This window comes from Sphingomonas olei, assembly GCF_045369765.1.
Lineage (GTDB): Bacteria > Pseudomonadota > Alphaproteobacteria > Sphingomonadales > Sphingomonadaceae > Sphingomonas > Sphingomonas panaciterrae.
The window spans coordinates 49,171-69,037 of record NZ_JBIQEU010000003.1; the positions used below are offsets into that span (position 1 = coordinate 49,171).

Below are 19,867 nucleotides of genomic sequence, written 5' to 3' on the forward strand. Positions count from 1 at the left end.
ATGGCGAATCCTGTCGGCACGGTGGACGTGGCGATCATCGGCGCGGGACCGGCGGGGCTGACGGCGGCCTATCTGCTCGGAGAGGCGGGCTATTCCGTCACGGTGATCGAGAAGGACCCGCGCTACGTCGGCGGGATCAGCCGCACCGTCGAGCATGAGGGCTTCCGCTTCGACATCGGCGGGCACCGCTTCTTCTCGCGATCGAAGGAGGTGGTCGACCTCTGGAATGAGATCCTGCCCGACGATTTCATCGAGCGGCCGCGGATGAGCCGTATCTACTACGAGGGCAAATTCTACAGCTATCCGCTGCGCGCGTTCGAGGCGCTGTGGAACCTTGGCGTGTGGCGATCGGCGTTGTGCATGGCGAGCTTCGCCAAGGCCAAGCTTCTGCCCAACAGGAGCGTGAAGAGCTTCGAGGACTGGACCGTCAACGCCTTCGGATGGAAGCTGTATTCGATCTTCTTCAAGACCTACACCGAGAAGGTGTGGGGCATGCCATGCGATGCGATGAGCGCCGATTGGGCGGCGCAGCGGATCAAGGGGCTAAGCCTGTGGGGCGCGGTAACCGATGGGCTGAAGCGCAGCCTTGGCCTCAACAAGCGGCCGAATGACGGGATGGCGGTGAAGACGTTGCTGGAAAGCTTCCGCTATCCGCGGCTCGGGCCGGGCATGATGTGGGAAGCGGCGCGCGATCATGTGGTCGCGCACGGTAACCATGTGCTGATGGATCACAAGCTGAAGCAGCTGGCGTTCAACGACGTCACGCAACAGTGGACGATGACCGCCACGGACGGCGAGGGTGCGCAGGTCGCGATAAAGGCGGCGCACGTCATTTCCTCGGCGCCGATGCGCGAACTGGCGAGCCGGCTCCATCCGCTGCCGGCTGCATTGCCGGAGGCGGCGAACCTCAAGTATCGCGACTTCCTGACGGTCGCGCTGATGATCCGCTCGCCCGACCTGTTCCCGGACAATTGGATCTACATCCACGATTCCAAGGTGAAGGTGGGACGGGTTCAGAACTTCCGGTCGTGGTCGCCGGAGATGGTGCCCGATCCCGATCTTGCCTGCGTCGGCCTGGAATATTTCTGCTTCGAGGGCGACGGGCTCTGGTCAGCAAGTGACGACGAACTCGTTGCGTTGGCGACGAAGGAGATGGCGCAGCTTGGGCTATGCGAGGCGGAGCAGGTGGTCGGCGGAACGGTGGTACGGCAGGAGAAGGCCTATCCCGTCTATGACGAGGATTATGCCGCCAATGTCGAGGTGCTGCGCCAGGAGATCGAGACACGCTATTCGACGCTGCATTGTGTCGGGCGCAACGGGATGCACCGCTACAACAATCAGGATCACGCGATGATGACCGCGATGCTGACCGTGCGAAACATCGAAGCCGGCGCGCGGGTCTATGACATCTGGGCGGTGAACGAGGACGCCGAATATCATGAGAGCGGCAACGAGGGGGAGCGCGCCGCGCTCGCAAGCGTGCGCGCCGTGCCGGAACGCCTGAAGGCGGCGTGACCTTGTGGGCCACCCGGCAGCAGGCGACGCGGTGACGGGCGCCCTCGTCGGGGGCGGGCGTGCGTCGGATGGACAAATCCTAGCCTCCGGCGCGCGAAAACGGGGCCGCGGGATCGTCCGCCCTGTCCTGATCGGGTGGCTGCTCTCCACCATCGTTCTGCTGCTCGCCACTGCCGGCGATATTATGTCGCTGCGCTTTCCCGATCCCGATGACGCGATGCGCCTGATGGAGGTGCGCGACTGGCTTGCAGGGCAAAGCTGGTGGGATGTGGCGCAGTATCGGCTGAACGGCGGCGACTTTCCGATGCATTGGTCGCGGCTGGTGGACCTTCCGCTGGCGATTGTTTTGGCGGCGACGCGCCTCGTCATGAGCGAGGATGCGGCGACGCGCGTGACGATGGCGATCGTGCCCTTGCTGTCGTTGCTGGCCGTCATGGCACTGGTTGCGGCGATGACCCGGCGGCTCTCGGGCGCGGAGGCGGCGCGCTACGCCGTGCTGCTGGTGCCGCTGTCGGCGCCGCTGGTGTACCAGCTGCGGCCGCTGCGGATCGATCACCATGGCTGGCAGATCGTTCTGGCGCTGGTCGCGGTGGCGATGCTGATCGGGCGCGGGAGGGCGCGTGATGGCGCCGTGGCCGGCGTTGCGCTGGCGATGCTGCTGACGATCTCGCTCGAAGGAATGCCGATCGCGGCGGCGATTGCCGGCGTCGCGGCGCTGGCCTGGGTGTGGCAGCCGGAGCGGCGCGGGTTCCTGCTTGGGCTGGTGTGGAGCCTGTTTGGCGGCGCGCTGCTGCTTCACGTGGCAACACGCGGGCCGGGCTTTTTCGCGCCTGCCTGCGACGCGGTTGCTCCTGGTTGGCTGGCAATGCTGGGTACGGCGGCCGTTGGGACGAGCGTCGTGACGACGGTGTTTCAGCGCCAGCCGGCGGGCGTTCGACTCGGCGGATTGCTGGGGGCCGGGGTGCTTACCGCGGGGGTGTTGGTAGTGGTATCGCCGGGGTGTTTGGCGGGGCCGTTCGCGAGCCTGCCGCCGATCGTTCATGACATCTGGTATGTTGGGGTGAGCGAGGGGCGGCCCTTGTGGGAGCAGAAGCCGCACTGGGCGGCGATGACGATCGGGCTGCCGCTGGTGGGCCTTTTCGCCACGTGGCGCGGCTATCGTTCGACAAAGGGCGACGTCAGGGTCAGGTGGTTGCTTTTGCTTGCTATTCTAGCTCTTGCGACATTGGTGGCGGTGCTTGTCAATCGCGCGGGGGCGACGGCCAATGCGCTGGCCGTCCCGGGGGTGGCGACGTTGTTGCTGACGCTGCTGACGCGGGCGCGGGCGGTGTCGGGGGCGGGCAAGCGGTTGGTCGCGACGGCGGGGGCGTTGCTGGTCGCGTCCCCCGGACAGGTCGCGGCGATCGGCGTGGTGGCCGGGAAGGCAGTGGCCGCGGACGACCGATCGGCGGCGACATCCGGCCTGTCCCCGGCGAATATCGGCCGCGCCGGGACGGCGTCCGGCCAGCAGCGCCCGTCATGCGAAAAAGTCGGCGACGTTCGCGTGATCGGGCGGCTGCCGCCGGGCATTGTCTTTGCCCCCATCGACATTGGACCGGACATCATCGCGACCACCCATCATGACGCGATCGCGGGCGGATACCATCGCGCGCCGCGCCCGATGGAGCAGGTGCTGACCGCCTTCACCGGGTCGCCCGAACAGGCGCGGGGGATCGTGATGGCGAGCGGGGCAGCGTATATCGCCGGTTGCCCGGGGCTGAGCGAGACGGAAATCTATCGCCGCGATTTTCCGGAAGGCTTCTGGGCGCGGTTGCAAGCTGGCGAGCGGTTCGACTGGCTGGAGCCGGTCGAGACCGGCACCCCGGCGCTGGCGTGGCGGGTCATTCGGCCCTTGCCCCCCGTCGCCCGACGCCCGTAAGGCAAAGCGATGGATCACATGGGGGCGCCCCTTCGTTGGTGGCAGACGCGCACGTTTGTCGTGATCGCGACGCTTATTTCGATCGTGCCGCTGATCTGGCCGGACATTCCGCCGCTGGTCGACCTGCCGGGGCATATGGGCCGCTACCGCGTCCAGCTGACGCCGGTGGAACAGGCGCCGTGGCTGGCCGAATGGTATAATTTCCAATGGTCGCTGATCGGTAACCTGGGGATCGACCTGCTGGTCGTCCCCTTTGCCAAGGTTTTCGGCCTGGAACTGGGCGTCAAGCTGATCGTGATGACGATCCCGGCGCTGACGGTGGCCGGTTTGCTGTGGATCGCGCGCGAAGTGCATGGCCGGATCCCGCCGACGGCGATGTTCGCGCTGCCGCTGGCCTATTGCTACCCGTTCCAGTTCGGTTTCGTGAATTTCTCGCTGTCGATGGCGCTGGCGCTGTGCCTGTTCGCGCTGTGGCTGCGGCTGGCGCGGCTTGGCCGGTTGCGGCTGCGCGCGATCATCTTCGTGCCGATCTCCTGCCTGTTGTGGCTGTGCCATACGTTCGGCTGGGGCGTGCTGGGCGTGCTCGCATTTTCCGCCGAGATGATCCGCCAGCACGATATCCGCAAGGATGCGGGATCGGGCCATTGGGTGGAAAGCTGGATCCGCGCGGGGCTGGGTTGCGTGCCGCTGGCGCTGCCGATGCTGCTGATGATCTTCTGGCGGTCGGGCGACCATGTCACCGGCCAGACGGCGGACTGGTTCAACTGGCAGGCGAAAGTCGCCTGGCTGCTGATGGTGCTGCGCGATCGGTGGGAGCTGTGGGACGTCGCCTCGACCGCGGTTTACCTGCTGCTGCTGTTCTACGCGGTGCGGGACCCGGTGCTTGGCTTTTCGCGCAACCTCGTGCTGTCGGCGCTGTTCCTGGCGGCGGTGTACGCGCTGCTGCCGCGGATCGTGTTCGGATCGGCCTATGCCGACATGCGGCTGGCGCCGTTCGTGGTGGCGGTGACATTGATCGCGATCCGTCCGCTGCCGGGAATGAGCGCGCGCAAGGCCGGTATCCTGGCGATGCTGGCGACCAGTTTCTTCGTCGCGCGGATCGCGGGCAATACGGTCAGCTACTGGCTGTTCGATCGCGATTACGACACCGAGCTTGCTGCGCTGGACGAATTGCCGGAGGGCGCGCGGGTCGTGACGTTCGTCGGCACCAATTGCCGCAACGAATGGAAGATGAGCCGGCTGGAGCATTTGCCGGCCATCGCGCTGACCCGGCGGCTGGCCTATGCCAACGACCAATGGTCGATGCCGGGTGCCCAGCTGTTGACCGCGAAATACAGCAAGGCGGGCATGTTCGCGCATGATCCCTCGGAGATCGTGACGCCGGGCTGGTGCCCGCGCGAATGGTGGAAGCCGATCGATTTTTCGATGGCGCGATTCCCTCGTGAGGCGTTCGATTATGTGTGGCTGATCCGCACGCCGCCGTTCAATTCGCGTTATGCCAGCGACCTCGATCGGGTCTGGCGGTCGCCGACCGGCGCGAGCGCGCTGCTGAAGGTGAACCGCGACCGGCCCACCCCGCAGATCGCCGACGAGGAACTGTACCCCAGATGGTTCCTGGAGCTGCGGGAGCGGCGGATGCGCGAGCGGAAGTTGGAGCTGCCGCCACCACCGCGTTCGTGACGCGCCGAGCACTGGGCTGAACCCTCATAAAGCCGCAGCGCAAAAAAATGCGCCGCGCTGCGGCACCTTTCCGATCCTTAAGGTGTTGAAGAAGGAGAGGGGAGGACCGGCCATTGAACCGATGCTGGGCGGCAGCTGTGGCTGCATGTGCGATGGGGGTTGCGCTACCGGTGGCGGCCGAGACCAACCACGGCGGGCAGATCTGGGGCGGGATCCAGGTGACGGCGCCGCTTTCCGACGATGTTTTCATCACCAGTGAGATCCAGCCACGCTGGTCGACCAAGAATGCCGCAACCGCACCGATCACGGTCATCCCGCCGATCATTTCCTGGCGAAAGAGCGAGTCGCTGATCCTGTCGGCGGGGTATCTTTATGCCTTCATTGATGGTGCGCGGCTGCCGCAGGACCTGCACGAGAACCGGTTCCTGCAACAGGCATCCTATCGCATCGGGGCGATCGGGCGGGTCGGCGTCCGCGCGCAAACGCGCTTCGAGCAGCGCCAGCGATCGACCGGCAAGGACTGGAATTTGCGCGTGGCGCAGCAATTGCTGCTGGCGACGCCGCTGACCAAGAAGGAAAGCGGCGGGCCGGTGGGCGTCGTCTCGGTCGAATTGTACTGGAACCTGACCGACGCCGACTGGGGCGCGCAAGGGATATGACGACCTGTGGACCTTCGCCGGGGTGCGCACGCCCATTTCGGAGGCGGCGGCGCTGGAGCTTGGTTATCTGAACCAGCGACAGCGGGCAGTGAACGGCCGCGCCAACATGAACCATGCCGCAGTGATCGGCATATCGTTCCAGCTGTCCACCAAGATCGTCCCGCCCAAGGTGGTGCCGACGACCGGGCCGGGATTGCAGCCGCTGCCCGACCGCGAGCGCGTGCGGTAGCGATCAGCCCTTGCGGAAGGGAGTGAGCTGACCGAGGAATTCCTGGTCTGCCTCCACCGCGACGCGTTCGCGGGCGAGGAAATCGGCCACCGCGCGGCGGAAGCCGGGGTTGGGGAAATAATGCGCCGACCAGGTGGGGACGGGCGCATAGCCGCGCATCAGCTTGTGCTCGCCCTGCGCGCCGGCCTCCACCGTCGAAAGCCCGCGTTCGATCGCAATGTCGATCGCCTGATAATAGCACAGCTCGAAGTGCAGGAACGGCACGTCCTCCGTACAGCCCCAATAGCGGCCGTAGAGCGTGTCGGCGCCGATCAGGTTGAGCGCGCCGGCGATTGGCTGGCCGTCACGCTCTGCGAGGATCAGCAGCACGCGATCGCCCATCCGTTCGCCCAGCATCGGGAAGAAGGCGCGGGTGAGATACGGGCGGCCCCACTTTCGGCTGCCGGTATCCTGGTAGAAGGTCCAAAAGGCGTCCCATTCGCGCTTGCCGATCTGATCGCCGACAAGGTGGCGGATCGTCAGCCCCTCAACGGCGGCGGCGCGTTCCTTGCGGATCGCCTTGCGCTTTCGGCTGGCGAGGGTGGCGAGGAAATCGTCGAAACTGGCGAAGCCCTGGTTGCGCCAGTGGAATTGCGTGCCCTCGCGGATCAGCCAGCCGGCGGCTTCGAAGGCGTCGATCTGATCGGGGGCGACGAAGGTGGCATGGGCGGAGGACAGATCATGCTGATCGGTCACCGCCTCCAGCGCCGCAATCAGCGCCGGCGCGGCGCTGGGATCGCGCAACAGCAGCCGGGGGCCGGGCACGGGGGTGAAGGGGGCGGCGACCTGAAGCTTGGGATAATAGCGCCCGCCTGCGCGCTCCCACGCATCGGCCCAGGCATGGTCGAAGACATATTCTCCCTGGCTGTGCGCCTTTGCATAAGCGGGGGCGACGGCGATCGGCGCGCCATCCGCGCCATCGACGACGACGGGTACCGGCTGCCACCCGGTGCGACCGCCGACGCTGCCCGAATCCTCCAGTGCGGAGAGGAAGGCGTGGCTGACGAAGGGATGGGCGGTGCCGGCGCAGGCATCCCACTGCTCCGCCGCGATGCTGGCGACGCCGTGCATCATGCGGGCCGAGAGGTTCATTCGGCCACAGTCCCCGTCATGTCCGGGGGGCAGACAGGATGGAGGAAGCGCGCCAGCGCGCGGGGATAAGCCGCGGCTGGCGCCGATTCGGAAAAGATCTGGTCAGGCAAGCGCACGGCTTGGCCGGAACGACCGGGTAGCGCGAAGGTTCAGCGCGCCACTTCGATGATGGCATCGATCTCGACCGCAGCGTTGCGCGGCAGGGCAGCGACGCCGACCGCGGCGCGGGCGTGCTTGCCGGCATCGCCGAACAGCGCGACCATCAGGTCCGACGCGCCATTGGCGACTTCGGGCTGATCGCCGAAGCCGGGGGCTGAGTTCACGAACACGCCGAGCTTCACGATGCGCGCGACGCGCGACAGGTCGCCGAGCGCGGCCTTGACCTGCGCCACGACCATCAGCGCGCAAAGCACGGCAGCGTCCGAACCGGCGGCGACATCGAGATCGTCGCCGAGGCGGCCGGTCACGACCTTGCCATCGCGGAACGGCAGCTGGCCCGAGACATGGAGCAGGCCGCCGGCCTCGACCGTCGGGACATAAGTGGCGACGGGCGCAGCCGCCGTGGGGAGGGTGAGCCCGAGCTCTTCGAGCTTGCGATCGATACGGTCAGTCATGGTCCGGGGTAGAACACCAGCCGCCGTTCGCGGTCAACCGTGCGCGGCGGCGGTGCGCAGCGGGGTGGGCGCGTGCTGACCGCTGGCGAGACGATCGATGATCCAGGGAAGCGCATCCGGCCAGGCATCGATCCGCGCGTGCGCGGCCGGGGCGGCGGGCACGCCGGGGGCAAGCGCAGGCTCGGCCACCATGTGCAGGCGATGGACCTGCGGCGCATGTTCGGCGACCGATTCATGGTGCATCGGCAGATCATCGACGAACACCGTTACCGGATTGCCATGCTCTGCGACGAGCGCGGCGACCGGGCCGCCCTTTGGCCCCTGGTTGCATTCCACGCGGTGCGCGATGCCGAAGGCGGCAAGCTGATCCATGCGGTGGGTGCGGCAGCTGTCCTGCAGGTTAGTGAGGATGACGATGTCAGCAACCTCGGCGATCCGCGCCAGCGCGTCGCGCGCGTGGGGGACCAGCGTCTGGCGGTGCATCTCGGCCGGGAAGAAGCCATCGAGGAAGCCGCGCATCTCCTCCCGGCTGGGGGCGTCGCCACCGCTGCGCCGGCGCATGTTGCGTCCCAGTTCCCAGCTCGAGGGCGTGAATTCGATATCGTGCGCCTCATCCAGCCAGTCGCCGAAATGGCGCACCATGTGGATCAGCACCTCGTCGCAATCGGAAATCAGCAGCGGTCGGGTCATAGCCTCTCCAGTTCGTGGCGGGCGCGCACCAGCGCCTCGGGTTTGCAATCCAGCACAGACGCGCAGGCGATGAGATCGGGTTCATGCGCCTCCAGAAACAGGAGGCAGGCGGCGAGGACGGAGGGCTCGCCAATGCGTTCGCGCAGATCATGGGGGTGAAGCCCGGTGAGCGCCAGCAGGCGTCCCGCGCGGTCGGAATCGGACAATGTCCATGCCAGCGCCTGCAGCGCGAGCGCGTCGGCAGGTTCTCCGTTTGAATCGGCTATTTTCATTGCCTATTGTCGTTCACCAATCGGGGGATCTAACGCGCGTGGCAAAGAAGGTGCTCGTTGTCGAGGACAACGAACTCAACCTCAAGCTGTTCTGCGACCTGTTGCGGGCGCATGAATTCGAGGCCGAGCCGGTGCGCGACGGGCGCGAGGCGGTGGCGCAGGCGCGGGCCTGCCTGCCCGACCTCATCATCATGGACATCCAGATGCCCTATGTGACCGGCTATGAGCTGATCCTGGAGTTGAAGGCGGACGAGGAATTGCGGCGCATCCCGGTGATGGCGGTCACCGCCTATGCCGGGCGCGACGACGAGGATCGAATCCGGGCGGCGGGGGCGGAAGCCTATGTGTCGAAGCCGATCAGCCTGGTGCGGTTCATGGAAACGGTGCGCGCGCTGATCTGATCGGCGCGCCCGCTTAGACGAGGCCAAGCTCCGCCAGCTTGCCGAGCAGGGCGGGGGGCAACGTGGCCATGCCGCTGCCGTCGCCGCCAAGGTCGGCGGGCGCATCGGCATCCTCAAGATAGCGCCAGCCCTGGTGCGCGCGCTTGGGCCGGGCGGCGACCATGCGAAGCACCGGATCGATGTGGATCGCGACGCGGCCGCCCTCCGCCTCGCCGAAGCCGAGGATCGGCGAACGGGCGACGAGCTGGTGCTTGATGATCCAGAACAGTGAGCCCTGGCCGGCGATCTCCTCATGCCGTTTGGGCAGATAGCGCGTGGTCAGGAACAGCGGGCCTTCCTCGCCGCGCTCACGCAGCCGATCGGCGAGATGCTCGACGGCCGTGTGGCCGAAAGCGACTTTCGTGATGTGAAGCGGCATGGCTCTCCGGCAGCAGGGGAGGCTGCCATGTGGGGAGTGTCAGCCCACCAGGCCAGAGGCGCTGGCGAGGCCGAGGAAGGCGAGGAAGCCGATCGAATCGGTGGTCATGGTGACGAACACCGAGGAGGCGACCGCGGGATCGGCGCGCAGCCGTTCCAGCACCACCGGTACGAGGACGCCGGCGAGCCCGGCGACGAGGATGTTGGTCATCATCGCTGCGGCGATCACGCCACCTAGGAGGACGTTGGCGAAGATGAGCGCGACGCCGGTGCCGATCACCAGCGCGATGGTCGCGCCGTTGAGCAGGGCGACGCGGATCTCGCGGCCGATCGCGCGCGCGGTGTTGGATTGCGTCAGCTGGTTGGTGGCCATGGCGCGCACGGTGACGGCCAGCGTCTGCGTGCCGGCATTGCCGCCGACGCCAGCGACGATCGGCATCAGCGTGGCGAGCGCGACCATGCGTTCGATCGTCCCCTCAAAGCGGGAGATGATGAATGAGGCGAGGAGCGCGGTGAACAGGTTGGCGATCAGCCAGCGGACGCGCGCCTTGTAGCTGTCGAACACCGGCTCGTTGATGTCGCCTTCGCCAGCGCCCGAGAGCAAGAGCGCGTCCTCGCCGGCCTCTTCCTGAATGATGTGGACGATATCGTCGACGGTGATCATGCCGACCAGGCGGCCGGAATTGTCGACCACCGCGGCGGAAATCAGCGCGTATTTCTGGAAGCGGAGCGCGACCTCTTCCTGATCCATGTCGACCGGGATCAGCGTCTGTTCGCGCGCCATGACGTCCGAGATGGCGATCGCGCGCGGCGTGCGCAGGATCCACGAGAGCGCGCAGGTGCCGACCGGCTTGTGCTGCGGATCGACGACGAAGATTTCCCAGAAGTCGGTGGTGAGTTCCTCGTCACCGCGCAGGAAATCGAGCGTGTCGCCGACCGTCCAATGTTCCGGCACCGCGATCAGTTCGCGCTGCATCAGACGGCCGGCGGATTCCTCCGGGTAGCTCAGCGCCTCCTCGATCGCCGCGCGATCGTCGGGCTCCATCGCGCGGAGCACCTCGCGCTGGTCGTCGGCGTCGAGATCCTCGATGATCGCGACCGCGTCATCTGTGTCGAGTTCGGACGCGATGTCCGCGACCTGCCGCGCGTCGAGCGCGTCGATCAGCTGTTCGCGGACGTAATCGTTCATCTCGGCGAACACGTCGCCATCGAGCAGGTCGGCGACCGCCGAGGCCAGAGCGGCGCGGCGGTCCTCCGGCGTCAGCTCGAACAGGTCGGCAATGTCGGCGGGGTGGAGCGGTTCGACGAGGCGCTGCGCTTCCTCGGTATCGCCGCGCTCGACCGCATCGAGCACCGCATCGACAAAATCGGGCTTCAGCCGATCATCCGCGTCGAGCTGGCCTTCATCCTCGCCCGCGCGATCGGCATGACGGAGTTCGGTTTCGCTCATCGCTGGCCTCCTCCGGCGGGTTGATCCGTGCGGCTCCTAGCGGGCGGAAAGTCGCGTGCCAACCGCCTGCGGGTTTGCGTTCGGGAGGGCCGACGGGTAGGGCGCCGGCTTTCCGGATAACCCGAAGGAGGCTTGCGATGGCCGATACCTACAACACCCTGACGCTGACGCTGGATGGCGGCGACGTGACGATCAAGCTGCGCCCGGATCTGGCGCCCGAGCACGTCAAGCGCATCGCCGAACTGGCCAACGAGGGCTTTTACGACGGCGTCGTGTTCCACCGCGTGATCCCGGGCTTCATGGCGCAGGGCGGTGATCCGACGGGCACCGGCATGCACGGGTCGGACAAGCCGAACCTGAAGCAGGAGTTTTCGAAGGAGCCGCACGTGCGCGGCGTCTGCTCGATGGCGCGGACCAACGATCCGAACAGCGCCAATTCGCAGTTCTTCATCTGCTTCGACGACGCGCGCTTCCTCGACGGCCAGTACACCGTGTGGGGCGAAGTGACGAACGGCATGGAGCTGATCGACGCACTGCCCAAGGGCGAGCCGCCGCGCGAGCCGGGCAAGATCGTCAAGGCACGCGCCGAGTAAGCGACGGGTCACGCCGCCGGGTGGCTGCGTGACCGTTCCGCCGGGGTGCGGGCGGAGAGATCCGCCCGCGCCGTCCGGTGTTCTGCCGATACCCGCTGACAGTCAGACGTTCTCGGCCGCGAGCGTCGTCACGAGCCAGTCGCGGAAGATCCGCACCTGTTTGAGCTGCAGCGCCCGCGGGCGGCAGACGAACCAATAGCTGTACGGGCTCACCACCTCGATATCGAACAGCCGGACGAGGCGCGGGTCGGCCGCGTCCTGGAAATGGCTTTCGTGCATGAAGGCGACGCCGAGCCCCTGTGCCGCCGCCTCCAGCATCAGCGCGCCCGAATCGAAATGGTCGACCGCCAGCGGCTCGATATCGTGGAGCCCCGCCGCCTGGCGCCAGGCGGTGAAGGTGTCGGGCATCTCGCGATGGACGAGCGCGGTCAGCGTCGCGAGTTGCTGCGGCCGGACGATCGGGTCGGCGCGATCCACCAAGGTGCGGCTGCCGATGACATAGACGCTGTTGCGGTCGAGCCGGCGGGCATAGAGGCTGGGGTCGATATCGCGGGCGAGCGCAATGACCGCATCGAGCCCCTCGCCGAGCCGGGCGATGCCGTGGGCGCCGGTATCGATGTCGAGATGGATTTCCGGGTGCGCGCTGCGCAACTCGCCCAGCCGCGGGAACAGCCGCTGCGAGGCGAACAGCGGGAGGACGCCGAGGCGCAGGCGCAGCACGTCGACCGCGCTGGTCATCGATTCGACCGCGTCGGACAATTGATCGAGCAGCGGCGCGATCTGCGCCAGCAGCCGTTCGCCATCGCCGTTCAACACCATCGCCTGATGCCGCCGGTCGAACAGGGGGCGGCCAAGGAAGCGTTCGAGCGTCTGGATCCGGCGGCTCAAGGCAGGATTGGACAGCGCCAGTTCCTGCGCGGCGGCCTTGATCGAGCCCAGCCGTGCCACGGCCACAAAGGCCTCGATCGCAGTCAGCGGCGGCAAACGGCGCATGGACTGATCATTCCCCTATATCCGGCCATCATGAGACCGGCCCGGTGCCGGAACAAGCGGCACGAGTGACGATTGCAGGTTTTGCATTCATCATTCGTTTCTTCGCACTTGCACAAAAGACACCCCGACGGCAATTAGGGCGGGCCTTTCAGGCATCCTCTCCTAAAAACTTTCATGGGCTGGTCTTCGGACCGGCCCTTTTTTTTGCCTGTCGCGCGCGCGCGGGCACGTCGTCGGACCCGAAGCGTTACGATCACGGGTGGCACCCCTCTAAAAACGCGGGCGCGCTTCCATATCTATCGTCGCCTAGCCCGGAGGAGAAGTGCATTGGCGGACGTCGAGACACAGGCGCAAAAGCTGCAGGTCGCGAATTCGAGACCGGAGGACAGCGGCCGGGGCATCGCCCACCTGCCGCGTGCGTTCATGGCATCGCTGGGCCTGACGGAAGGCGATGTGATCGAGATCGTCGGCAAGAAAACGACTCCGGCGCGGGCGGTTGGGCCCTATTCCGAGGACGAGGGGCTGGCGATCGTCCGGATCGACGGCCTGCAGCGCGCCAATGCCGGCGTCGGCTCGGGCGATTTCGTGGAAGTGCGCAAGGCCGAATCGAACCCCGCGACGCGGGTGGTGTTCGCGCCGGCGGCGCAGAATTTGCGGCTGCAGGGATCGACGGTGGCGCTGAAGCGCACCTTCATCGGCAGGCCGCTGGCGCAGGGCGACGTGGTGGCGACCGCAGGGCATCAGCGCGTGGCGAACATGCCGCCGGGCATGCAGCAGTTCGTCAACGCGCCGGCCTATGCGCTGCAGGAGATCCGCCTGGTCGTCGTCTCCGCGGCGCCCAAAGGCATCGTCCACATCGACGAGAATACCGAGGTCGAGCTTCGGCCCGAATATGAGGAGCCGAACGAGGCGCGGCGTGCCGACGTCACCTATGACGATATCGGCGGCATGGCGGCGACGATCGACCAGCTGCGCGAGATGGTGGAGCTGCCGCTGCGTTACCCGGAGCTGTTCCAGCGGCTGGGCGTCGATCCGCCCAAGGGCGTGCTGCTGCACGGCCCGCCCGGCACCGGCAAGACGCGGCTGGCGCGCGCCGTCGCCAACGAGAGCGACGCGCAATTCTTCCTGATCAACGGCCCCGAAATCATGGGCTCCGCCTATGGCGAGAGCGAGGGCCGGCTGCGGCAGGTGTTCGAGGAAGCGTCCAAATCCGCGCCCTCGATCGTGTTCATCGACGAGATCGATTCGATTGCGCCGAAGCGCGGGCAGGTATCCGGCGAGGCGGAGAAGCGCGTCGTCGCGCAGCTGCTGACGCTGATGGACGGGCTGGAGGCGCGCGCGAACCTGGTGGTGATCGCGGCCACCAACCGGCCCGAGGCGCTGGACGAGGCGCTGCGGCGGCCGGGGCGGTTCGACCGCGAGATCGTGGTCGGCGTGCCTGACGAGCGCGGGCGACGCGAGATCCTGGGCATCCACACTCGCGGCATGCCGCTGGGCGACAAGGTGGACCTGGGCGAGCTGGCGCGCACCACCTTCGGCTTCGTCGGCGCGGACCTTGCCGCGCTGACCCGCGAGGCGGCGATCGAGGCGGTGCGGCGGATCATGCCGCGGCTGAACCTGGAGGAGCGGACCATCCCGCCCGAGGTGCTCGACACGCTGGCGGTGACCCGCGAGGACTTCATGGAGGCGCTCAAGCGCGTTCAGCCGAGCGCGATGCGCGAAGTGATGGTGCAGGCCCCGACGGTGCGCTGGGACGATGTCGGCGGGCTGGACGATGCGCAGATGCGCCTGAAGGAAGGCGTCGAGCTGCCGTTGAAGGATCCGGATGCGTTCCGGCGCCTCGGCATCCGGCCGGCCAAGGGCTTCCTGCTCTATGGCCCGCCGGGCACCGGCAAGACGCTGCTGGCGAAGGCAGTCGCACGCGAGGCGGAGGCGAACTTCATCGCCACCAAATCGAGCGACCTTCTGAGCAAATGGTATGGCGAGAGCGAGCAGCAGATCGCCCGCCTGTTCCAGCGCGCGCGGCAAGTGGCGCCGACGGTGATCTTCATCGACGAACTCGACAGCCTGGTGCCCGCGCGTGGCGGCGGGCTGGGCGAGCCGCAAGTGACCGAGCGGGTGGTGAACACCATCCTTGCCGAGATGGACGGGCTGGAGGAATTGCAGTCCGTGGTGGTGATCGGCGCGACCAACCGGCCCAACCTGGTCGATCCCGCGCTGCTGCGGCCGGGGCGGTTCGACGAGCTGATCTATGTCGGCGTGCCGGACGAGGCCGGGCGGCGGCGCATCCTGGGCATCCAGACCGCCAAGATGCCGCTGGCGCATGACGTGGACCTCGACGTGGTGGCGCGGCGGACGGAGCGGTTCACCGGCGCCGACCTTGGCGACGTGGTGCGTCGCGCGGGCCTGATCGCGCTGCGGCGGTCGCTGGGTGCGCGCGAAGTGTACATGGGTGACTTCGAGGCGGCGCTGGGCGAATCGCGTGCCAGCGTGACTGACGAGATGGAGCGCGATTACCAGCAGATCGCATCCAGGCTGAAGCAGGACGCGGCCTCGATCCAGCCGATCGGTTTCATCTCGCCGGGGCAGCTCAGCCCGCGGGGCGACCGCCGCGACTGAACGCAAGAAGGGGAGGGCAATGCCCTCCCCTTCATGGCGTTTGTGCCGATGGGATCAGGCGGCGGCAGCTTCGGCCGCTGCTTCGCGATCCAGCTGGGCGCGGCTCTTGCGCTCGGCCGCGGTCTTCAGCTGGCCGCAGGCGGCGTCAATGTCGCGGCCGCGCGGGGTGCGCACCGGCGCGGAAATGCCCGCTTCGAAGATGATGTTCGAGAAGGCGCGAATCCGCTCCGGCGTCGAACATTCATAGGCGGTGCCCGGCCACGGATTGAACGGGATCAGATTGACCTTCGCCGGCAGGCGATAGTGGCGCAGCAGGCGCACCAGTTCACGCGCGTCATCGTCCGAATCGTTCTTGTCCTTCAGCATCACATATTCGAACGTGATGCGGCGGGCATTGTTGGCGCCGGGATAATCGGCGCACGCCTGGAGCAGTTCCTCGATGCCGTATTTGCGGTTGAGCGGCACGATCTCGTCCCGCACCGGTTTCGTCACGGCGTGGAGCGACACGGCGAGGTTGACGCCAATCTCCGCCCCCGCGCGCGCCATCATCGGCACGACGCCCGAGGTGGAAAGGGTGATACGACGCTTAGACAGGGCAAGGCCGTCGCCGTCCATCACCACCGAGAGCGCGTCGCGCACATTGTCGAAATTGTAGAGCGGCTCCCCCATGCCCATCATCACGATGTTGGTGAGCATGCGGCCTTCCGGCTGGCTGGGCCATTCGCCAAGGCCATCGCGCGCCAGCATGACCTGACCGACGATCTCGCCGGCGGTAAGATTGCGCACGAGCTTCATCGTGCCGGTGTGGCAGAAGGTGCAGTTGAGCGTGCAGCCGACCTGGCTGGACACGCACAGCGTCCCGCGGTCCGCATCGGGGATGAAGACCATTTCGAAATCCTGGCCGTCGTCCGAACGCAGCAGCCATTTGCGCGTGCCGTCCGACGATACCTGCGCCTCGACCACCTGCGGGCGACCGATCACGAACCGTTCGGTCAGCCACGGATGCTGCGCCTTCGCGATGTCGGTCATCGCGGTAAATTCTGTCGCGCCGCGATTGTAGATCCAGTGCCAGATCTGCTTGGCGCGCAGCTTTGCCTGACGCGGCTCAAGCCCGGCGGCGGCGAGCGTTTCGCGCAATTCGTCCTTGGACAGCCCGACGAGGTCAATGCGGCCATCGGGGCGCGGGGTGACCGCACGGGCAACGGGCACGGGATCGAAGTGCCCCGGGATGGGCATGGGCGCGGCCGACACTGTCTGCATCGCGCGCATATAGCGCAGGACAGGGGGAATTTCCAGCACGGCCGCCGGACAGCGGCGCCTAGCCGGCGCAGCCCAGCGTCGCGGCGTCGATGGCGGTGGCGGCACCGCCCAGCGCATAACTGTCGGCAAAGGGGCGACCGGCGCGGTTGAGCGTCGAGACGCTCATGCTGCGCGCGCCGCGCATCGCCGCGACGATCGCGCGGTCGGTGGCGGCGTCGGGCGACCACACGGCGCGATCGTTGCCGGTCAGCACGAAGCGCCGCTCACCGATCGCCAGCGTGACCGGCGCTGCCGCATCGCGCGGGCGCGACAGGCGGACGTAGAGCGCGGGGCGGCGGCTGGTGCCGAAGCGCGCGGCGATGCTGGCGAAAGCGCCGTTGCCTGCGCGCACGGGAGAGGTGATCGCATAACAGCGCGGCGGCGACCCGGCGCGAAACGCGCCCCACGCGTCGTACACGCCGATCGCCGTCGGCTCCCCGGCGAGCAGGAGCGCGGCGACGAGGATCATGCTCACAGGACCACGCGGCCAGGATCAGGCCGGGGCGTGGCCGGTGCCCAGATGCACCACCGTCTCGCGGCCGCGCTCGATCATCGTCACCGTGCCCTGTGGGTGGCCGGGCAGCACCGGCGCGCCGCACGGATCGATCGGCGCACCCGTCATCACCCCGCGCATCACGCGGCTGGAGATTCCATGCATGATGACCAGCCGATCGCCATCGTCGTCAGCGGTATCGGCGAGCCAGCCGCCGACCCGCGTCGCAATCGCCTCATAGCGCTCGCCGTCGGGGGCGCAGCGCAGCAGCCCACGTTCGTCGATTACCGGGCCGACTTCATCGACGACATCGGCGTAATAACGGCCACCCCATGCGCCCATGCCGATTTCGATCAGCCGGTCGTCGTGGCGCGCATCGTGCCAGTCGAGTTCGAGATGCTCGGCAATGATCGCCAGCGTCTGCAGCGCGCGACCCGTCGAGGAGGCCCACATGGTCAGCTTCGGCCTGGCGCCGAGATGCGCACGCAGCGCGCGGCCCATCTCCTCCGCCTGAGCGAAGCCGGCGCGGGTGAGGGGGGTGTGCGGGGCATCCCCCTGCAGCCGGCGCGCGGCGTTGAAGACGGTTTCGCCGTGACGGGCGACGAAATCGCGGCCACGCCGCTGGGTGGGATCGATTGCCATGGCGCTGCTTTTGGTCGGACCGGACGCGAAAGCAACGATTTTTGCCGATTGGGCGCGCGCGAAAACAGTCAAACCGGTCGTCAAGACGTCGCGTGTCCGAGCGAGGTTCCAACGAAACAAACGGCTTGTCGCGGATAGGTCGGCAGGATCGTTGTTCAAGCCCCTGTGGCGCAAAAACAACGAAAATCCTTGTTTATCTGAGGTTCATGCAACGGCCCGCGAAATTCATCATTTGACCGTCACCCGCCCACGCTTGTGGGACGGAAACGCAAATGGAGTTGTTTATGCGTAAGCTTATCCTGGCGACGCTCGCCGCCACCACCGCTGCCGTTGCTGTTCCGGCTGCTGCGCAGGACGCCGGCCCGTTCACCGGCCCGCGCGCCGGCGTGATCCTGGGCTATGACGCGCTGCGCCCCGGCGACACGCAGGATTCTCTGATCCGTGGCGATCAGGGCAGCGACGGTTTCCTGTACGGTGGCGACATCGGCTATGACGTGGCGTTCAACAACCTGGTGGTTGGCGCCGAGGCCGAAATCACCGGTTCGACCGGCAAGGTGACCAACGATCCGCGCAACCCGAACGATTTCGGCTATGGCCGCGTGAAGGCTGGCCGTGACCTGTACATCGGTGGCCGTATCGGCGTGATCGCCGCCCCGACCACGCTGATCTACGGCAAGGTCGGCTACACCAACGCCCGCCTCGACCTGACCCGCGACGACACCACGACGGTGACCGGCCGCAACTTCAACCTCGACGGTTTCCGTCTGGGTGCCGGTGTCGAGCAGTCGCTCTCGCCGAACACCTACGCCAAGCTCGAGTATCGCTACTCGAACTACGGCGAGGCGAAGCTGCGTTACCCGAACGGCGCGACGACCGGCACGTTCGGCGTTGACACCGACCGTCACCAGGTGGCGGCCGGCCTCGGCTTCCGCTTCTGATGCGGACGGGCGCGGCCGCTGGCCGCGCCCGACAGGCGGTGGATGTGAACAATCCACCGAAAAGAGGGCCGGGGCGCTTGCTCCGGCCCTTTCTGTTTGGCTAGGAAACGGGCGAGTTGCCCCTGGTCGAATCCGGCGGGCCGGGGGATCAAGTGATGAAGGCGACGATCGAACGCGCAACGCTCCTGAAGGGGCTGAGCCATGTCCAGTCCGTGGTGGAACGCCGCAACACCATTCCGATTCTGTCTAACGTGCTGATCGAAGCGACGGTCGAGGGTGCGCTGCGCCTGATGGCGACCGACCTCGACCTGCAGATCAACGAGAGTGTCGCGGCATCCGTGGAACAGCCGGGCGCGACCACCGTGTCGGCGCACACGCTGTTCGACATTGCGCGCAAGCTGCCCGAGGGCGCGCAGGTGTCGTTGAGCGCCGCCGACGGCCGGATGACGATCGTCGCCGGGCGGGCGCGATTCTCGCTCGCGACGCTGCCGCGGGACGATTTTCCGGTGATCGCCGAGGGCGAGCTGCCGACCCAGTTCGAGATGCCGGCTGAGGCGCTGAAGCAGATCATCGACAAGACGCGATTTGCGATCTCGACCGAGGAAACGCGTTATTATCTGAACGGCATCTTCCTCCACGTGTCGGAGGATGGCGGATCGCAGCCGGTGCTGAAGGCTGCCGCGACCGATGGCCATCGCCTGGCGCGCGTCACGTTGCCGCGGCCCGAGGGCGCGGAGAACATGCCGGATGTGATCGTGCCGCGGAAGTGCGTGGCGGAGTTGCGCAAGCTGCTCGACGAAGTGGACGGTTCGGTCGGCGTGTCGCTGAGCGGCACCAAGATCCGGTTCGACCTGGGTCAGGCGATCCTGACGTCCAAGCTGATCGATGGTACCTTCCCGGATTACAGCCGCGTCATCCCGACCGGCAACGACAAGATCCTGAAGCTCGACCCGTCGGCGTTCATGGAGGGCGTGGATCGCGTGTCGACCATCGCCACCGAGAAGACCCGCGCGGTGAAGATGGCGCTGGATCGCGACAAGATCACGCTGTCGGTGACGAGCCCGGAGAATGGCACCGCAGCCGAGGAAGTGCCCGGCGAATATGTCGCCGCACCGTTCGAGATCGGCTTCAACAGCCGGTATCTGATGGACATCCTGGGCCAGATCGATGGCGACGTGGTCGAGGTGCACCTGGCCGATGCGGCGGCGCCGACGCTGATCCGCGAGAATGACAAGGCGCCGGCGCTGTACGTGCTGATGCCGATGCGGGTCTGAGCAGCGAGCGAGAATGGTGCCGGGGTGATGAGCCCCGGTG

Annotated in this window: 21 protein-coding genes; 11 read left to right on the plus strand and 10 right to left on the minus strand. The window is 67.0% G+C overall.

What is annotated here, in order from left to right:
- The 5 genes from ACH0BU_RS04700 (at position 1) to ACH0BU_RS04720 (ending at position 6,001) form a co-directional block, all read left to right on the plus strand.
- Complete coding sequence (locus tag ACH0BU_RS04700; protein WP_296220506.1) at positions 1 to 1,515, plus strand: NAD(P)/FAD-dependent oxidoreductase; 1,515 nt, start codon at positions 1 to 3, stop codon at positions 1,513 to 1,515.
- A 31-nt stretch (positions 1,516 to 1,546) separates the two neighbouring features.
- Positions 1,547 to 3,433, plus strand: coding sequence for a hypothetical protein (locus ACH0BU_RS04705; RefSeq protein WP_296220508.1), 1,887 nt, complete (start codon positions 1,547 to 1,549; stop codon positions 3,431 to 3,433).
- A gap of 18 nt (positions 3,434 to 3,451) precedes the next feature.
- Complete coding sequence (locus tag ACH0BU_RS04710) at positions 3,452 to 5,113, plus strand: hypothetical protein (protein WP_500263832.1); 1,662 nt, start codon at positions 3,452 to 3,454, stop codon at positions 5,111 to 5,113.
- A gap of 152 nt (positions 5,114 to 5,265) precedes the next feature.
- On the plus strand, positions 5,266 to 5,772 hold the full coding sequence (locus ACH0BU_RS04715) for a DUF2490 domain-containing protein (protein ID WP_296220513.1): 507 nt from the start codon (positions 5,266 to 5,268) through the stop codon (positions 5,770 to 5,772).
- Positions 5,773 to 5,794: 22 nt separating this feature from the next.
- A complete protein-coding gene (locus ACH0BU_RS04720) occupies positions 5,795 to 6,001 on the plus strand; it encodes a hypothetical protein (RefSeq protein WP_296220515.1) in 207 nt (68 codons plus the stop codon).
- Between the two features lie 3 nt (positions 6,002 to 6,004).
- Here the strand turns inward: ACH0BU_RS04720 and ACH0BU_RS04725 are convergent, their stop codons facing one another.
- From ACH0BU_RS04725 to ACH0BU_RS04740, 4 genes are all read right to left on the minus strand, one after another.
- A complete protein-coding gene (locus tag ACH0BU_RS04725; RefSeq protein WP_145119942.1) occupies positions 6,005 to 7,132 on the minus strand; it encodes a GNAT family N-acetyltransferase in 1,128 nt (375 codons plus the stop codon).
- Between the two features lie 149 nt (positions 7,133 to 7,281).
- On the minus strand, positions 7,282 to 7,746 hold the full coding sequence (locus ACH0BU_RS04730) for a RidA family protein (protein WP_046411562.1): 465 nt from the start codon (positions 7,744 to 7,746) through the stop codon (positions 7,282 to 7,284).
- A 33-nt stretch (positions 7,747 to 7,779) separates the two neighbouring features.
- Entirely contained in the window at positions 7,780 to 8,436 is a 657-nt protein-coding gene (locus ACH0BU_RS04735) for a hypothetical protein (RefSeq protein ID WP_046411560.1), read from the minus strand.
- On the minus strand, positions 8,433 to 8,708 hold the full coding sequence (locus ACH0BU_RS04740; protein WP_046411558.1) for a DUF3572 family protein: 276 nt from the start codon (positions 8,706 to 8,708) through the stop codon (positions 8,433 to 8,435). Before ACH0BU_RS04740 ends, ACH0BU_RS04735 begins: the two co-directional genes overlap by 4 nt.
- Before the next feature lie 38 nt (positions 8,709 to 8,746).
- On the opposite strand from ACH0BU_RS04740, the gene ACH0BU_RS04745 reads away from it, so the two are divergent.
- Complete coding sequence (locus ACH0BU_RS04745; protein ID WP_296220518.1) at positions 8,747 to 9,109, plus strand: response regulator; 363 nt, start codon at positions 8,747 to 8,749, stop codon at positions 9,107 to 9,109.
- 13 nt (positions 9,110 to 9,122) lie between these two features.
- Here ACH0BU_RS04745 and ACH0BU_RS04750 read toward each other — a convergent pair whose 3' ends face one another.
- Together ACH0BU_RS04750 and mgtE are read right to left on the minus strand one after the other, a co-directional pair.
- Positions 9,123 to 9,527 (minus strand): DUF1489 family protein, encoded by a 405-nt coding sequence (locus ACH0BU_RS04750; RefSeq protein ID WP_136452259.1) that lies wholly within the window; start codon positions 9,525 to 9,527, stop codon positions 9,123 to 9,125.
- A gap of 39 nt (positions 9,528 to 9,566) precedes the next feature.
- Positions 9,567 to 10,976 (minus strand): magnesium transporter, encoded by a 1,410-nt coding sequence (gene mgtE, locus ACH0BU_RS04755; protein ID WP_046411553.1) that lies wholly within the window; start codon positions 10,974 to 10,976, stop codon positions 9,567 to 9,569.
- Between the two features lie 137 nt (positions 10,977 to 11,113).
- Here mgtE and ACH0BU_RS04760 point away from each other — a divergent pair, with 137 nt between their 5' ends.
- On the plus strand, positions 11,114 to 11,569 hold the full coding sequence (locus ACH0BU_RS04760; protein WP_046411551.1) for a peptidylprolyl isomerase: 456 nt from the start codon (positions 11,114 to 11,116) through the stop codon (positions 11,567 to 11,569).
- A gap of 102 nt (positions 11,570 to 11,671) precedes the next feature.
- Here the strand turns inward: ACH0BU_RS04760 and ACH0BU_RS04765 are convergent, their stop codons facing one another.
- Entirely contained in the window at positions 11,672 to 12,562 is an 891-nt protein-coding gene (locus ACH0BU_RS04765) for a LysR substrate-binding domain-containing protein (RefSeq protein ID WP_046411550.1), read from the minus strand.
- 327 nt (positions 12,563 to 12,889) lie between these two features.
- On the opposite strand from ACH0BU_RS04765, the gene ACH0BU_RS04770 reads away from it, so the two are divergent.
- Positions 12,890 to 15,181: a CDC48 family AAA ATPase gene (locus ACH0BU_RS04770; protein ID WP_046411548.1), complete on the plus strand. Its 2,292-nt coding sequence runs from the start codon at positions 12,890 to 12,892 to the stop codon at positions 15,179 to 15,181.
- Between the two features lie 54 nt (positions 15,182 to 15,235).
- On the opposite strand, the gene rlmN is transcribed toward ACH0BU_RS04770, so the two are convergent.
- From rlmN to ACH0BU_RS04785, 3 genes are read right to left on the minus strand one after another with little or no spacing between them, the layout of a single operon-like run.
- On the minus strand, positions 15,236 to 16,450 hold the full coding sequence (gene rlmN, locus ACH0BU_RS04775) for a dual-specificity RNA methyltransferase RlmN (protein WP_500263864.1): 1,215 nt from the start codon (positions 16,448 to 16,450) through the stop codon (positions 15,236 to 15,238).
- Between the two features lie 49 nt (positions 16,451 to 16,499).
- Complete coding sequence (locus tag ACH0BU_RS04780; RefSeq protein ID WP_125946096.1) at positions 16,500 to 16,949, minus strand: hypothetical protein; 450 nt, start codon at positions 16,947 to 16,949, stop codon at positions 16,500 to 16,502.
- 24 nt (positions 16,950 to 16,973) lie between these two features.
- Complete coding sequence (locus tag ACH0BU_RS04785; protein ID WP_046411545.1) at positions 16,974 to 17,615, minus strand: histidine phosphatase family protein; 642 nt, start codon at positions 17,613 to 17,615, stop codon at positions 16,974 to 16,976.
- Between ACH0BU_RS04785 and ACH0BU_RS04790 the strand changes: the two genes are divergently transcribed.
- The 3 genes from ACH0BU_RS04790 (at position 17,614) to dnaN (ending at position 19,827) form a co-directional block, all read left to right on the plus strand.
- On the plus strand, positions 17,614 to 17,907 hold the full coding sequence (locus ACH0BU_RS04790; RefSeq protein WP_296219922.1) for a hypothetical protein: 294 nt from the start codon (positions 17,614 to 17,616) through the stop codon (positions 17,905 to 17,907). The two genes, ACH0BU_RS04785 and ACH0BU_RS04790, sit on opposite strands and share 2 nt — an antisense overlap.
- Positions 17,900 to 18,553, plus strand: a complete 654-nt coding sequence (locus ACH0BU_RS04795; RefSeq protein WP_046411544.1) for an outer membrane protein — start codon at positions 17,900 to 17,902, stop codon at positions 18,551 to 18,553. Before ACH0BU_RS04790 ends, ACH0BU_RS04795 begins: the two co-directional genes overlap by 8 nt.
- Positions 18,554 to 18,708: 155 nt before the next feature.
- Positions 18,709 to 19,827 carry a DNA polymerase III subunit beta gene (gene dnaN / locus ACH0BU_RS04800; RefSeq protein WP_125946095.1) on the plus strand — a complete coding sequence of 373 codons (1,119 nt, stop codon included), beginning with the start codon at positions 18,709 to 18,711 and terminating at the stop codon, positions 19,825 to 19,827.
- Positions 19,828 to 19,867 lie beyond the last annotated feature (40 nt).